Genomic DNA, 13,787 nt, shown 5'->3' on the forward strand with positions numbered 1-13,787 from the left:
TTTACTATTTTTTTCCTTTGTTTTTAGCTCCGGCATGACCTCTAAAAGTACGTGTAGGAGCGAACTCACCTAATTTATGACCTACCATGTTCTCAGTAACATAAACAGGAATAAATTGCTTTCCGTTGTGTACTGCGATTGTTTGACCAACAAAATCAGGAGAAATCATTGATGCTCTTGACCATGTTTTGATCACGTTTTTGCTACCGCTTTCTACGTTAGCAAGAACTTTCTTTTCTAATTTATAGTGGATGAATGGTCCTTTTTTTAATGAACGTGCCATAAATTATTTTTTTCTTCTTTCAACAATATATTTGTTAGACGCTTTCTTCTTGTCACGAGTTTTGTAACCTTTCGCTGGAATACCGTTACGAGAACGAGGGATACCTCCTGTCGCACGACCTTCACCACCACCCATTGGGTGATCTACAGGGTTCATAACCATTGGACGAGTTCTTGGACGACGACCTTGCCATCTAGAACGACCAGCTTTACCAGAAACTTCTAACTGATGGTCTGTGTTAGAAACAACACCTACTGTTGCTTTACACTCCACTAAAATCATTCTTGATTCACCACTTGGTAACTTAACGATAGCATATTTACCATCACGCGCAACTAATTGAGCATAAGTACCTGCACTTCTTGCCATAACTGCTCCTTGCCCTGGACGTAATTCAATACAAGAGATTACTGTACCTAATGGCATATTTTTAAGCTTCATAGCATTACCTACTTCTGGTTCTACGTTTTCACCTGAAACAATTACTTGTCCAGCTTTCAAACCATTTTGAGCAATAATGTAACGTTTTTCACCATCTTCGTAAGATAATAAAGCGATGAATGCAGTTCTGTTTGGATCGTATTGTACAGATTCTACAGTTGCAGCACCTTCTTTATCACGTTTGAAGTCGATGATACGATATTTTTGTTTGTGTCCACCACCGATATAACGCATTGTCATTTTACCAGTGTTGTTACGTCCACCCGATTTAGATTTTCCTTCAACTAATGTCTTTTCTGGCTTAGCATTTTTATCTACTGCCGCAAATTCATTAACCACTCTAAAACGTTGTCCCGGGGTGATAGGTTTTAATTTTCTTACTGACATTTTTTAATTCTTAAATTATCCGAACAACTCTATTTCTTGACCTTCAGCTAAGCTAACGATCGCTTTTTTCAACTTATTTGTTTTTCCAGTTTGAAAACCTGTTTTTGTGTAACGAGTTTTTACTTTTGGAGCAGATACTAAAGTACTAACAGAAACTACAGATACACCGTAAGTTTTTTCTACAGCTTCTTTAATTTGAATTTTGTTAGCTTTTGTGTCTACATAAAACGAATATTGCCCTAACAACTCACTGTTATTAGTTGCTTTTTCTGAAATTACTGGTTTAATTATGATTCCCATTTTCTTCGTCTTATTTTGTTAAATTTTCTTGAACTGTTGCTAAAGAACCTTCTAAAAATACGATTTGAGAAGCATTGATTAAATCAAATACATTTAATTCCTCAGTTGTAACAACTTTAACTTTTTGTAAGTTACGAGAAGATAAATATACATTGCTATTAGATTCACCTAATACGAATAATGATTTTGTGTTCTCTAATCCTAAATCAGTTAAAACAGTTTTGAACTCTTTAGTTCTTGGAGCTTCGAAAGAAAAGTTTTCAACAACTTTGATTTCATTCTCAGCTAACTTTTGTGATAAAACTGATTTTTTAGCTAATCTCTTTTGTGCTTTGTTTAATTTGAAAGAGTAGTTTCTTGGACGTGGTCCGAAAACTCTACCTCCTCCTCTAAACACTGGAGATTTGATAGAACCAGCACGAGCTGTACCTGTTCCTTTTTGCTTTTTGATTTTACGAGTTGATCCTGCAATCTCAGCTCTTTCTTTTGCTTTGTGCGTTCCTTGGCGTTGAGCTGCTAAATATTGTTTAACTTCTAAGTACACTGTGTGTGTAGAAGGCTCAATTCCGAAAACTGCCTCGTCTAAAGATACTGTTCTTCCAGTTTCTTGACCTTTGATGTTTAATACTACTACTTCCATCTTCTAACGATTACGTATGAATTTTTAGGACCTGGGATAGCACCTTTAACAATTAAAAGATTTTTCTCAGTATCCACTTTAAGTACTTTTAAGTTCTGAACAGTAACTTGTTTACCACCCATTCTTCCAGCCATACGCATTCCTTTGAATACACGAGATGGATCTGAACCAGCACCGATAGAACCTGGAGCTCTTAAACGGTTATGTTGACCGTGTGTAGCTTGACCTACCCCACCGAAACCATGACGTTTAACAACACCTTGGAAACCTTTTCCTTTTGAAGTACCTGTAATACTTACAAATTCTCCTTCGTTGAATAATTCAACGTTAACTTCTCCTCCTAGAGTTAAAGAGTTCACGAATTCTTCACCGTAAAACTCAACTAACTTTCTCTTTGGAGTCGTTCCTGCTTTTTTAAAGTGACCTTTTAAAGCATTAGTCGTGTTTTTTTCTTTTGCGTCATCGAAACCAAGTTGAGCAGCAACGTACCCATCTTTCTCTACGGTTCTGACTTGAGTAACCACACATGGCCCAGCCTCTACGATTGTCACAGGAATATTTTTCCCGTTCTCATCAAATAAGCTAGTCATCGCGATTTTTTTACCAATGATACCTGACATTTGATTAAAATATGTTAATAATTTGTTTAATATTTCAGAGAATGTGGACTTTCGACCACTAGAGATCTTCTCTAAAATTAGCATGCAAATGTATGAATTAATTTGTAAACAACAAACTTTCAATTGATTATTTTTCAAAAGTTTACAAACAGCGAAAAATATCAATCAAAGCATTCTTAATAGCAATTCATAAAAAAACCCTGAGATGTGCACGTCTCAGGGTTTATATTTATTTAAAATACAGCTAACTATACTTTAATTTCTACTTCAACACCACTAGGTAATTCTAACTTCATTAAAGCATCAACTGTTTTAGATGAAGAAGAATAAATGTCTAATAATCTTTTGTGAGCTGATAATTGAAATTGCTCGCGAGATTTTTTGTTAACGTGTGGAGATCTTAAAACTGTAAAGATTCTTTTGTGAGTTGGTAATGGAATTGGTCCATTAACAACAGCTCCTGTAGCTTTTACAGTTTTTACGATTTTTTCAGCTGATTTATCAACTAAAGAATAATCGTAAGATTTTAATTTTATTCTAATTTTTTGACTCATTTTTCTTGAATTAAGCGTTACCTTTTGCTTTAGCGATTACAGCTTCAGACACGTTTGTTGGTGCTGGAGCGTAGTGATCGAATTCCATTGTAGATGTAGCACGACCAGAAGATAATGTACGTAATGAAGTTACATATCCGAACATTTCTGCTAATGGAACCATAGCTTTAATAACTTTAGCGTTATTTCTATCATCCATTCCTGATACTTGACCACGACGACGGTTTAAGTCACCTACAATATCACCCATGTTTTCTTCTGGAGTTAAAACCTCTAACTTCATGATAGGCTCTAAGATTTGAGCACCAGCGGCTTTTGCAGCAGCTTTGTAACCCATTTGAGCAGCTAACTCGAAAGATAATTGGTCAGAATCCACAGGGTGGAAAGATCCATCTTTTAAAGTAACTTTTAACGAATCCATTTCGAATCCTGCTAAAGGTCCATTCTTCATTGCAGCTTTAAAACCTTTCTCAATAGAAGGGATAAATTCTTTAGGAACGTTACCACCTTTAATTTCTGAAACGAATTCTAAACCTACTTTTCCTTCATCTGCTGGTCCCATTTCGAAAACGATATCAGCAAATTTACCACGACCACCTGATTGTTTTTTGTAAACCTCACGGTGATTAGCTGGACGAGAGAATGATTCTTTGTACTCTACTTGAGGCTCACCTTGGTTAACCTCTACTTTAAATTCACGTTTTAAACGGTCAACGATGATATCTAAGTGTAACTCACCCATACCAGAAATAACTGTTTGACCAGAAGCCTCATCAGTTTTTACTTGGAATGTTGGATCTTCTTCAGCTAATTTAGCTAAAGCCATACCTAATTTATCAACGTCAGCTTTCGTTTTAGGCTCAACTGCGATACCAATTACTGGATCTGGGAAGTCCATAGACTCTAATACGATAGGGGCTTTTTCATCACATAAAGTATCTCCTGTTTTGATATCTTTGAAACCTACTGCAGCTCCAATATCACCTGCTTCGATTCTCTCGATAGGCTCTTGTTTGTTAGCGTGCATTTGGAAGATACGAGAAATACGTTCTTTGTTACCAGAACGAGTATTTAATACGTAAGATCCAGCGTCTAATCCACCTGAATAAGCACGGAAGAATGCTAAACGACCTACGAATGGGTCAGTAGCAATTTTGAATGCTAATGCTGCGAATGGCTCATCAACTGAAGGTTTTCTTGAGATAGGCTCGTCAGTTTTTGGGTCAGTTCCTGGGATCGCTTCTTTATCACTTGGTGATGGTAAGTAACGACATACAGCATCTAACATGAATTGTACACCTTTGTTTTTGAACGAAGATCCACAAGTCATTGGGATGATAGACATATCTAATGTTGCAGCACGTAATGCAGCGTGAACTTCTTCTTCAGTAATAGAGTTTTCGTCCTCCATGTACTTCTCTAATAAGTTCTCGTCATACGCAGCTACTTCTTCAATTAATTGACCACGGAATTGTCTTACATCGTCAACCATATCAGCTGGGATTTCAACAACATCAAATGTAGAACCATGATTCTCATCATGCCATACAATTGCACGGTTTTTAATTAAATCTACAACTCCTTTAAAGTCTGCTTCGTCACCGATTGGTAATACAATAGGAACAGCATTTGACCCTAACATTTCACGTACTTGACGACATACATTTAAGAAGTCAGCTCCTTGACGGTCCATTTTGTTAACGAAACCTAAACGAGGAACTTTATAGTTATCTGCTAAACGCCAGTTTGTTTCAGATTGAGGTTCAACTCCATCTACTGCTGAGAATAAGAAAACTAAACCATCTAAAACACGTAAAGAACGGTTTACCTCTACTGTAAAGTCAACGTGACCAGGAGTGTCGATAATATTAAAGTGGTACCCTTTAGCGTCTGGTAATGGTTTACCTTGTTCTGTTGGGAATGTCCAATCTACTGTTACAGCTGCAGAAGTAATTGTAATACCTCTTTCAGCTTCTTGCTCCATCCAGTCAGTTGTAGCTGATCCTTCGTGAGTTTCTCCAATTTTGTGATTCTTACCTGAATAGAATAAGATACGCTCTGTCGTTGTAGTTTTTCCTGCATCGATGTGAGCAGCAATACCAATGTTTCTTGTGTATTTTAAATCTCTTGCCATCTTGTATTAGAATCTAAAGTGAGAGAATGCTTTGTTAGCTTCTGCCATTTTGTGAGTATCTTGACGTTTTTTAACGGCAGATCCTTCCTCTTTAGCAGCTGCAATAATTTCTCCAGCTAATTTTTGAGCCATCGATTTCTCGTTTCTGTTACGAGAATATTTGATTAACCATTTCATTGCTGTTGAAATTTTACGGTCTGGACGAATTTCCATTGGAATTTGGAATGTAGCTCCACCAACACGGCGAGAACGTACTTCTACGTGAGGCATTACATTAGATAATGCTTCTTTCCAAATGTCTAATGAAGTTTTTTCTGCATCTTCTTTACGAGAATCTACGATTTCTAACGCATCATAGAAAATTTTGAATGCTACAGATTTTTTTCCGTCGTACATTAAGTTGTTTACGAAACGAGTTACTAACTGATCATTAAATTTAGGATCTGGAAGTAAAGGTCTTTTTTTAGCTCTTGTCTTTCTCATCTTACCTTAAATTTATTTTTTAGCATCTTTAGGACGTTTCGCTCCATACTTACTTCTACGTTGAGTACGTCCGTTTACTCCCGCAGTATCTAACGCTCCACGTACAATGTGGTAACGCACACCTGGTAAATCTTTAACTCTACCTCCTCTAACCAATACTATCGAGTGCTCTTGAAGATTATGACCTTCACCACCGATGTACGCGTTAACTTCTTTCCCGTTTGTTAATCTAACACGAGCAACTTTACGCATTGCTGAGTTAGGTTTCTTAGGAGTTGTAGTGTAAACACGTGTACAAACACCGCGGCGTTGTGGACATGATTCCAATGCAGCCGATTTACTCTTCTTGGTTAGTTTTTTTCTACCTTTTCTAACTAATTGTTGAATTGTTGGCATACTAATTAAATTTCCTTTTAAATTTGGATTAAACCCATTTTTTGGGCATGCAAAACTACAAATAATTTATACAAAAACAAATAATAATGGATTTATTTTACATTGATTTATAATTTTTTAAAGAATTATAAACTATATTTTACAGAATTTTAATTCAAGAATAACAAAACAAGTAAATTATCAATAAACCTAATTTTTGATAAGTGATAGTATCTTATCTACATCTATTGACAACAAAATTTATTAAAACTTTATCCTATATTATTTTTCTCTAAGCTAATAACTTTTCGTATTTTTAATTAATCTGAATATCATATAATTATCAATATATTTTAATAAAAACGTTCGTATAATATTTATTTAATGTTAATTTTACATTAGAAAAATTAATTTTGCACTTCAAAACATTATTGAATGTCGGTAAACTCATTTTTTAAATTATTTACTCCGAAGGATAAAGTATTCTATCCTTTGTTCGAGGAAGCTTCAAAAAGTTTAATCAAATTAGCTGAATTGTTACATGAATGTGTAAACGCTCCAGTTGAAGAACGCGAAGATTACATCGCGCAAATTTCTAAGATAGAAAGCAAAATTGAATATCTTACTCAAAAAACAAATTTAGAGTTAAGCAAAAACTTTATCACACCTTTTGACAGAGAAGATATTTATCAATTAGTAAAATCTATCGATTATGTTGCAGATAATTTAAATGGAGCAGCGAATCGTATCAATATTTATCAAGTAGATAAAATTACAAAATCTATCCGCAAAATTACAGCTGTTAACTTAGAGGCTTGTCAATTAATCGGAGAGGGAATTGAGCAATTGAAAGATTTGAGAAACGTAAATCGTATTTACGAAATATGTGAACGAATCAATAAATTAGAAAATAAGTCGGATCGTATTTTTGATAAAGCAGTTCAGGAAATTTTCGAAAACGAAACTGATGTTAAAAATATCATCAAGTATAAGGAGGTTTTATCTTCATTAGAATCTGCAACAGACAAGTGTAAAAGTGTTGCTAACGTATTGGAAGCTGTAGCGGTAAAACATTCATAACCAAAACTTAATCTAAAAGATTATGACAGATTTTTTTTCAGCGTTTTCGAGCATGTTATCGTCTACGCCAGGAATGTTATTGATTACTATTATCGTCTTAGCTTTTGTTTTTGATTATATTAATGGTTTTCACGACGCCGCAAACTCAATTGCTACAATTGTTGCAACTAAGGTTTTAACGCCTTTTCAAGCTGTACTTTGGGCTGCCGCATTCAACTTTGCTGCTTACTTTATTTCAGTTTATTGGATTGGAGAATTTAAGATTGGTAACACTATTGCAAAGTCGGTTAACGAGCATTTTATTACACTAGAAGTTATTTTAGCTGGAATTATCGCTGCAATTTCTTGGAACTTATTAACATGGAAGTTTGGTATTCCTTCTTCTTCTTCTCATACATTAATTGGTGGTTTCATTGGAGCTGCATTAGCTCACGCCGGTGGTTTTTCTGCTGGTGGAGAAGATGTAATTGTTTACAAAAAAGTAATTCCAATTATTTGCTTTATCGTATTAGCACCATTAATTGGTATGATTATCGCCTCGATATTAACCATAATCACGCTTCACATTTGCAAAAGAGCCAAACCTGCAAAAGCAGAATGGTGGTTCAAGAAATTGCAATTAGTTTCTTCTGCTCTTTTCTCTTTAGGACACGGTATGAATGATGCGCAAAAAGTAATGGGAATTATTGGTGCTGCGGTTATTTTTTACCATATGAATGTAGATTTTGATCCTGAATATTTAAAAGCTGAAGATAAATTTCAATATTTTGTAGAACATTGGGGATGGGTTCCCATTACATCTTTCATCGTTATCGCATTAGGTACAATGGGTGGTGGATGGAAAATCATCAAAACAATGGGTTCTAAAATCACAAAAGTAACGCCATTAGAAGGTGTAGTTGCTGAAACATCTGGAGCAATGACGCTTTATATTTCTGAACATTTCGGGATTCCAGTTTCTACAACACATACAATTACTGGTTCTATTATTGGTGTAGGTTTAACGAAACGTGTTTCTGCAGTTCGTTGGGGAGTAACAATTAGTTTACTTTGGGCGTGGATACTTACTATTCCTGTCTCAGCATTATTAGCTGCATTAATCTATTATGTTGTAACGTTATTTATTTAAAATATCATTTCTAAAGGAGCTTAAATTAAGCTCCTTTTTTATTTTTGAAATAATTTTCGAAATTGATAAATGATAAGTTTAATAAAGTTTTAAATTTGCGCCATGCAATTAACTGTATTATTTATCATTATCGGCTTAGCCATTTTATTTGATTTCTTAAATGGTTTTCACGATGCCGCAAACTCTATTGCAACGGTTGTTACTACAAAGGTTTTAACTCCTATTCAAGCCGTTATATGGGCTGCATTCTTCAATTTTGTTGCTTTCTTCATTGCCAAATTTATCATTGGAGAATTTGGAGTTGCAGACACAATCGCAAAAATTATTAAAGAAGATGTTGTCGTCGCATTTGGATCCAATCCATCTATCGTTGTTATGGCGGCGCTTTCTGCAGCAATCACTTGGAATATTTTAACTTGGAAATTAGGAATCCCTTCCTCTTCATCTCACACCTTGATTGGTGGTTTAGCTGGAGGTGCATTAGCTGCAACAGGTTATGATTTTTCTGCTATTAACAGTACGATTATCTTAACGATTATCGCTTTTATTTTGGTTGCACCAATTATTGGTTTAGTCGCTGGTAATGTTATTTACATCATCACGCTGAATCTTTGTCGAAATGCAAAACCACATAAAGCAGATGCTTGGTTCAAGAAATTGCAATTAGTTTCTTCTGCGATGTTGAGTATTGGTCATGGTTTGAATGATTCTCAAAAAGTAATGGGAGTGATCACGTTTGCTTTACTTGCTAATCAAACTGCAATTGTTAATACGGATATGAATGATTGGATTTTGAATGATGTTTTCAATTGGAAGCATTGGTTCATCACAACAAGTAGTACTGATATTCACGATTGGGTTCCGATTATGTGTTTCTCTGCAATTGCTTTAGGAACTTTAGGTGGCGGAATGAAAATCCTAAAAACGATGGGAAATAAAATTACAAAAATTACTCCTATCGAAGGTTTCACTGCTCAAACAGCTTCAGCTATTACATTATTTTTTACTGAACATATCAAAATGCCAGTTTCTACAACTCACGTGATCACAGGATCTATTATTGGTGTTGGAATGGTAAAAAGAGTTTCTGCCGTTCGTTGGGGAGTTACAATTAGTTTATTATGGGCTTGGATTTTGACAATTCCAGTTTCTGCACTTATTGCAACAGGATTTTATTATCTATTTTCGATGTTTTTCTAACATTAAAAATTTAATCATATAAAAAATGGCTGTCAAAATTGACGGCCATTTTCTATTTATTTTAATATTTATTCTTGAATGATTATTTGCTAAAATCTTCTTTCAATAAATCGATTTTCGCTAACAACGTTTGTTGAACAGCTGGATAATCTTCTTTGTTAGAAAGTGAAGCATTTACAGAGAAATAATATTTAATCTTTGGTTCTGTTCCAGAAGGACGACAAGCTACTTTACTTCCATCCTCTGTATAGAAAATCAATACATTTGACTTTGGTATCTCAATCGCTTTTTCTTCACCAGAAATTAAATCTTTGTCGATAGAAGATTGAAAATCTTTTACACGAACAACTTTAGATCCTGCTAATTCTTTTGGAGGATTTGATCTAAATTCAACCATCATTTTAGCAATTAACTCTGCACCTTCTTTTCCAGGTTTTACAATACTAATTAAATCTTCTTGATATGCTTTTCCGATTTCAAGATAGATTTCCATTAATTTATTGTACAGAGAACTTCCTTTTGCTTTTTGTACAGCAGCAATTTCAGAAACCAATAAAGCTGTTGTAACAGAATCTTTATCACGGATAAAGTCTCCAACCATAAATCCGAATGATTCTTCTCCTCCTCCAACAAAACTTTCTTTGCCTTCGAATTTGCGAATCATATCAGCAATCCATTTGAAACCTGTTAATCCTACTTTACAATCAACATTGAATTTCGCAGCAATATCATAGAAAATATCAGACGTTACGATTGTCGATCCGATAAATTCATTTCCAACTAATTTCCCCGATTTTTGCCATTTTTCTAATAAATAATAAGCCAAAACAGTATTCATTTGGTTACCATTTAATAAAACAATTTCACCTTCATTGTTACGCGTTGCAACACCTACACGATCCGCATCAGGATCTGTTCCAATCACAACATCAGCACCAATTTCATTCGCTAAAGTAACTGCCATAGTCAAAGCCTCTGGTTCTTCTGGATTTGGCGATTTTACTGTTGGGAAATCTCCACTTGGAATTGCTTGTTCAGCAACTTGATGAACTTGAGTAAAACCAGCTTTATCAAAAGCTTTTGGCGTAATTGCAACGGCAGTTCCGTGAATAGAAGTAAAAACAATTTTTATATCTTCCTTACCATCTTGTGTAAAACTTCCGTTCGCTACACATGCATCAATAAAAGCTTCATCAATTTCTTTACCTATATACGTTAACAATGCATCGTTACCTTGAAATTTGATTTCTTCTACTTTTACATTATTTACTTCATTAATAATTTCTCCATCTTGTGGCGGAACAATTTGCGCTCCATCATTCCAATAAACTTTGTAACCATTGTAAATCGGAGGATTGTGGGAAGCTGTCAACACAATTCCAGCATCACAACCTAAATGACGAACTGTAAAAGACAATTCTGGCGTTGGGCGAAAAGATTCAAACAAATAAACGTTGATTCCATTCGCAGTCAAAACATCGGCAACCATTTTTGCAAACGTATCCGAATTGTGACGAACATCGTATGCAATCGCAACTTTTTTCTCTTTATTCGGAAATTGTTGATTAATATAATTTGCTAAACCTTGCGTTGCTGCACCAAGTGTATATTTGTTTAAACGATTTGTTCCAACACCCATTATACCACGCATTCCTCCTGTTCCAAACTCAAGGTTTTTATAAAAAGAATCGTCTAATTCGGTTGGATTATTATCAATTAAATCTTGAACAGCTTTTCTTGTTTCCGCATCATAAGCGTCAGAAAGCCATAATTTAGCATTATCTAAACTTGAAGTCATTCTTATCTTTTATTTTTTTAATACTTGGGCGCGGTCGGCAATTTTTGTATCCTTATTAGGATCGCCCATAAAATTTACAATTGAGTTTCCTTTTGCAGAACCATATAAGGTTTGGCGTGCATTGATGTCTAATAAAGCGTTATCATCTGTTGTGAAATTAGCTTCATTGACCTCGTATTTGAATAAATTCAATTGTGCTTCGCCATAAGCTTTCACTTTCATAGTTCCAGCAGTTCCTTCTAACATAATATTAGATTGATCATCTGCTTTCAAATCAAAGTTGTTTGTAATCAAAAAAGTTTGATTAATTCTCGCTTGATCTTTCGCAGAGATAGTCAATTCATCAACATTCAATGTTCCAGAAGTAGTCAAAGAAGTTTGTTTATTTGCATCAATCTTTTCTAAATCTCGTGTCACATAAACGTACAAATCATAGGCACTATAATGGTCTACATTTGATTTTTCTTTGATTGTAACCGCATTATTTTTTGCTTCAACTTCTAAATTATCAATAATATTTTGATGCGATTCTACTTTAACTCCAGATTTATTTCCTGGAACTAAAATAACATTACAATTACACGAAACGCTCAAATCTTTGATATTGTCAGCTGTATATTCTTTTTGAGCCGTTGCAGCACCTTCTCCATCAATTGATGACGAACACGAAGTTGCAACTAAACCTAAAAATCCTAATAAAAATATTTTCTTCATAGTAGTTGGTTATTTAATTAGTTTAAATTCAATTCTTTTTGAACTAAATACAATTGTTTTTCGCGATTATTGCGAACAATTAACTCGCCCAAAAATCCCGCCAAAAATAATTGCGTTCCTAAAATCATAAAAACTAACGAAATATAAAAATAAGGACTATCTGTGATTAATCTGGCTGGTGTATGGGAAATATAAACTTTATATAATTTCTCGATTCCTAAATAAAATGAAGCGAAAAACCCTAAAATAAACATCAATGTACCCAATAAACCGAAAATATGCATTGGTTTATTCCCAAACCTTGACGCAAAGAAAAGTGTAATCAAATCCAAGAAACCATTTACAAAACGATTTGCTCCAAATTTTGAAACACCATATTTACGCGCTTGATGTTTTACTTTTTTCTCAATAATTTTCGAATATCCCGCATTTTTCGCTAAAACAGGAATATAACGGTGCATATCACCATACAATTCGATATTTTGCGTTACTTCCCAACGATAAGCTTTCAAACCACAGTTAAAATCGTGCAATTTTACACCAGAGGTTTTACGTGCTACACCATTGAATAATTTCGAAGGAAGATTTTTTGTCAATTTATTATCTTGACGATTTTCTTTCCAACCCGAAACAATATCTGCTTTTTGGTTTTTCAGCATTTTGTATAACGACGGTATTTCCTCAGGAAAATCTTGTAAATCTGCATCCATAGTAATCACAACATCACCTTTCACTTCTTTAAAAGCCGCGCTAAGTGCTGGAGACTTACCATAATTTTTACGGAATTTAATTCCTTTCACTTCTGTATTGAAGTTGGCAATATACTCTATAATTTGCCACGAATCATCTGTACTCCCGTCATCAACGAAAATAACTTCGAATGTAAAATCATTCTGTTCACAGACTTTTTTGATTCTGTAGAATAATTCCTCTAAGGAATCTTGTTCGTTCAGTAAAGGAACAACAACTGAAATATCCATATGTTAAAAAACACGTTTTTTTAAGAATTGTGAAAACATCGCTGCAATTGCGATGTAGAAAGATAAGAAAATTGAGGATAATCCGAAGAAGTTTTTCACAGTAAATAAATTAAGTGTTTTATAATCATCCGAATTTCTAAATGTTTCGATATCTTTTGCGACTTTTGGATCAGACATATTAGACGTAAAAGTATCTAATAACCCTTGTTTCAAACTATCTTGTGCCCATTCTCCATAAGTATTGAAGAATACAAAAATAACAATCAAACTCATGATTCCTGCAAAGAAAATCGTGTAGAAACCAACTTTAAAACCTTCTTTGAAAGTCATTAATTCTTCTGAAGTTTGATGATTTTTTGCTTTATTTTTCGATAAATTGAAAATTATTAAAAAACAATATAATGCATACAAAGGTAATACAATAAAACAGCAAATCATGAAGCTGTAAGTGTAATAATCTTTTACAGAAACTGTTCCGTTTAAAGAAAAATAAAAGTAAAGCGCGAAAAACAATGCTAATGTAATTGCTGTAAGCACCAAAGAGTTTTTGAAAATTTTATTAAAACTAATCATTCTGCAAAGATAATTATATCTCGTAATTCTTTCTCTATTAAATTGTATGATTTAAAAAGGAATTTATCTTCATAAATTCTTTTCTTCAATTATTTT

The 13,787-nt window shown here is 34.1% G+C and carries 16 protein-coding genes; 3 read left to right on the top strand and 13 right to left on the bottom strand.

Annotated elements, in window-relative coordinates; translation table 11 throughout:
• Window positions 1–4: 4 nt before the first annotated feature.
• From rpsS to rpsL, 9 genes are all read right to left on the bottom strand, one after another.
• On the bottom strand, window positions 5–283 hold the full coding sequence (rpsS, locus tag G0Q09_RS04995; protein WP_019974202.1) for a 30S ribosomal protein S19: 279 nt from the start codon (window positions 281–283) through the stop codon (window positions 5–7).
• Between the two features lie 3 nt (window positions 284–286).
• Window positions 287–1,111: a 50S ribosomal protein L2 gene (rplB, locus tag G0Q09_RS05000; protein ID WP_038335472.1), complete on the bottom strand. Its 825-nt coding sequence runs from the start codon at window positions 1,109–1,111 to the stop codon at window positions 287–289.
• A 15-nt stretch (window positions 1,112–1,126) separates the two neighbouring features.
• Complete coding sequence (rplW, locus tag G0Q09_RS05005) at window positions 1,127–1,411, bottom strand: 50S ribosomal protein L23 (RefSeq protein ID WP_038335466.1); 285 nt, start codon at window positions 1,409–1,411, stop codon at window positions 1,127–1,129.
• Between the two features lie 10 nt (window positions 1,412–1,421).
• On the bottom strand, window positions 1,422–2,051 hold the full coding sequence (gene rplD, locus G0Q09_RS05010; protein WP_038335460.1) for a 50S ribosomal protein L4: 630 nt from the start codon (window positions 2,049–2,051) through the stop codon (window positions 1,422–1,424).
• Entirely contained in the window at window positions 2,042–2,671 is a 630-nt protein-coding gene (rplC, locus tag G0Q09_RS05015) for a 50S ribosomal protein L3 (RefSeq protein WP_038335606.1), read from the bottom strand. The genes rplD and rplC overlap by 10 nt, the downstream gene beginning before the upstream one ends.
• Window positions 2,672–2,919: 248 nt before the next feature.
• Window positions 2,920–3,225 (bottom strand): 30S ribosomal protein S10, encoded by a 306-nt coding sequence (gene rpsJ / locus G0Q09_RS05020; RefSeq protein ID WP_019974208.1) that lies wholly within the window; start codon window positions 3,223–3,225, stop codon window positions 2,920–2,922.
• Between the two features lie 10 nt (window positions 3,226–3,235).
• The gene (gene fusA / locus G0Q09_RS05025; protein ID WP_219034156.1) at window positions 3,236–5,359 is read right to left on the bottom strand and encodes an elongation factor G; all 2,124 of its coding nucleotides are present in this window, start codon (window positions 5,357–5,359) and stop codon (window positions 3,236–3,238) included.
• A 6-nt stretch (window positions 5,360–5,365) separates the two neighbouring features.
• Window positions 5,366–5,842, bottom strand: coding sequence for a 30S ribosomal protein S7 (gene rpsG / locus G0Q09_RS05030; RefSeq protein WP_019974210.1), 477 nt, complete (start codon window positions 5,840–5,842; stop codon window positions 5,366–5,368).
• Window positions 5,843–5,854: 12 nt separating this feature from the next.
• Window positions 5,855–6,238, bottom strand: a complete 384-nt coding sequence (gene rpsL, locus G0Q09_RS05035; protein ID WP_019974211.1) for a 30S ribosomal protein S12 — start codon at window positions 6,236–6,238, stop codon at window positions 5,855–5,857.
• Between the two features lie 414 nt (window positions 6,239–6,652).
• Here rpsL and G0Q09_RS05040 point away from each other — a divergent pair, with 414 nt between their 5' ends.
• The 3 genes from G0Q09_RS05040 (at window position 6,653) to G0Q09_RS05050 (ending at window position 9,626) form a co-directional block, all read left to right on the top strand.
• Window positions 6,653–7,297, top strand: a complete 645-nt coding sequence (locus G0Q09_RS05040; RefSeq protein WP_038335434.1) for a DUF47 domain-containing protein — start codon at window positions 6,653–6,655, stop codon at window positions 7,295–7,297.
• 22 nt (window positions 7,298–7,319) lie between these two features.
• Complete coding sequence (locus tag G0Q09_RS05045; RefSeq protein ID WP_052217794.1) at window positions 7,320–8,426, top strand: inorganic phosphate transporter; 1,107 nt, start codon at window positions 7,320–7,322, stop codon at window positions 8,424–8,426.
• A gap of 102 nt (window positions 8,427–8,528) precedes the next feature.
• On the top strand, window positions 8,529–9,626 hold the full coding sequence (locus tag G0Q09_RS05050; RefSeq protein ID WP_038335433.1) for an inorganic phosphate transporter: 1,098 nt from the start codon (window positions 8,529–8,531) through the stop codon (window positions 9,624–9,626).
• 82 nt (window positions 9,627–9,708) lie between these two features.
• Here the strand turns inward: G0Q09_RS05050 and G0Q09_RS05055 are convergent, their stop codons facing one another.
• Genes G0Q09_RS05055 through G0Q09_RS05070 form a run of 4 tightly spaced genes read right to left on the bottom strand, consistent with a single transcriptional unit; the run spans window position 9,709 to window position 13,691 of the window.
• Window positions 9,709–11,424 (bottom strand): phospho-sugar mutase, encoded by a 1,716-nt coding sequence (locus G0Q09_RS05055; RefSeq protein ID WP_219034157.1) that lies wholly within the window; start codon window positions 11,422–11,424, stop codon window positions 9,709–9,711.
• Window positions 11,425–11,433: 9 nt separating this feature from the next.
• Window positions 11,434–12,138 (bottom strand): GIN domain-containing protein, encoded by a 705-nt coding sequence (locus tag G0Q09_RS05060; RefSeq protein ID WP_125349699.1) that lies wholly within the window; start codon window positions 12,136–12,138, stop codon window positions 11,434–11,436.
• A 17-nt stretch (window positions 12,139–12,155) separates the two neighbouring features.
• Window positions 12,156–13,118: a glycosyltransferase family 2 protein gene (locus G0Q09_RS05065; protein ID WP_114998995.1), complete on the bottom strand. Its 963-nt coding sequence runs from the start codon at window positions 13,116–13,118 to the stop codon at window positions 12,156–12,158.
• A 3-nt stretch (window positions 13,119–13,121) separates the two neighbouring features.
• Window positions 13,122–13,691 (bottom strand): DUF4199 family protein, encoded by a 570-nt coding sequence (locus G0Q09_RS05070; protein ID WP_114998993.1) that lies wholly within the window; start codon window positions 13,689–13,691, stop codon window positions 13,122–13,124.
• Between the last annotated feature and the right edge of the window lie 96 nt (window positions 13,692–13,787).

Source organism: Empedobacter falsenii (assembly GCF_019308355.1).
Classification (GTDB): domain Bacteria; phylum Bacteroidota; class Bacteroidia; order Flavobacteriales; family Weeksellaceae; genus Empedobacter; species Empedobacter falsenii_B.

Coding starts and splice junctions, on each gene's coding strand:
- rpsS (WP_019974202.1), bottom strand. CDS start 283: ATGGCACGTTCATTAAAAAAAGGACCATTCATCCACTATAAATTAGAA.
- rplB (WP_038335472.1), bottom strand. CDS start 1,111: ATGTCAGTAAGAAAATTAAAACCTATCACCCCGGGACAACGTTTTAGA.
- rplW (WP_038335466.1), bottom strand. CDS start 1,411: ATGGGAATCATAATTAAACCAGTAATTTCAGAAAAAGCAACTAATAAC.
- rplD (WP_038335460.1), bottom strand. CDS start 2,051: ATGGAAGTAGTAGTATTAAACATCAAAGGTCAAGAAACTGGAAGAACA.
- rplC (WP_038335606.1), bottom strand. CDS start 2,671: ATGTCAGGTATCATTGGTAAAAAAATCGCGATGACTAGCTTATTTGAT.
- rpsJ (WP_019974208.1), bottom strand. CDS start 3,225: ATGAGTCAAAAAATTAGAATAAAATTAAAATCTTACGATTATTCTTTA.
- fusA (WP_219034156.1), bottom strand. CDS start 5,359: ATGGCAAGAGATTTAAAATACACAAGAAACATTGGTATTGCTGCTCAC.
- rpsG (WP_019974210.1), bottom strand. CDS start 5,842: ATGAGAAAGACAAGAGCTAAAAAAAGACCTTTACTTCCAGATCCTAAA.
- rpsL (WP_019974211.1), bottom strand. CDS start 6,238: ATGCCAACAATTCAACAATTAGTTAGAAAAGGTAGAAAAAAACTAACC.
- G0Q09_RS05040 (WP_038335434.1), top strand. CDS start 6,653: ATGTCGGTAAACTCATTTTTTAAATTATTTACTCCGAAGGATAAAGTA.
- G0Q09_RS05045 (WP_052217794.1), top strand. CDS start 7,320: ATGACAGATTTTTTTTCAGCGTTTTCGAGCATGTTATCGTCTACGCCA.
- G0Q09_RS05050 (WP_038335433.1), top strand. CDS start 8,529: ATGCAATTAACTGTATTATTTATCATTATCGGCTTAGCCATTTTATTT.
- G0Q09_RS05055 (WP_219034157.1), bottom strand. CDS start 11,424: ATGACTTCAAGTTTAGATAATGCTAAATTATGGCTTTCTGACGCTTAT.
- G0Q09_RS05060 (WP_125349699.1), bottom strand. CDS start 12,138: ATGAAGAAAATATTTTTATTAGGATTTTTAGGTTTAGTTGCAACTTCG.
- G0Q09_RS05065 (WP_114998995.1), bottom strand. CDS start 13,118: ATGGATATTTCAGTTGTTGTTCCTTTACTGAACGAACAAGATTCCTTA.
- G0Q09_RS05070 (WP_114998993.1), bottom strand. CDS start 13,691: ATGATTAGTTTTAATAAAATTTTCAAAAACTCTTTGGTGCTTACAGCA.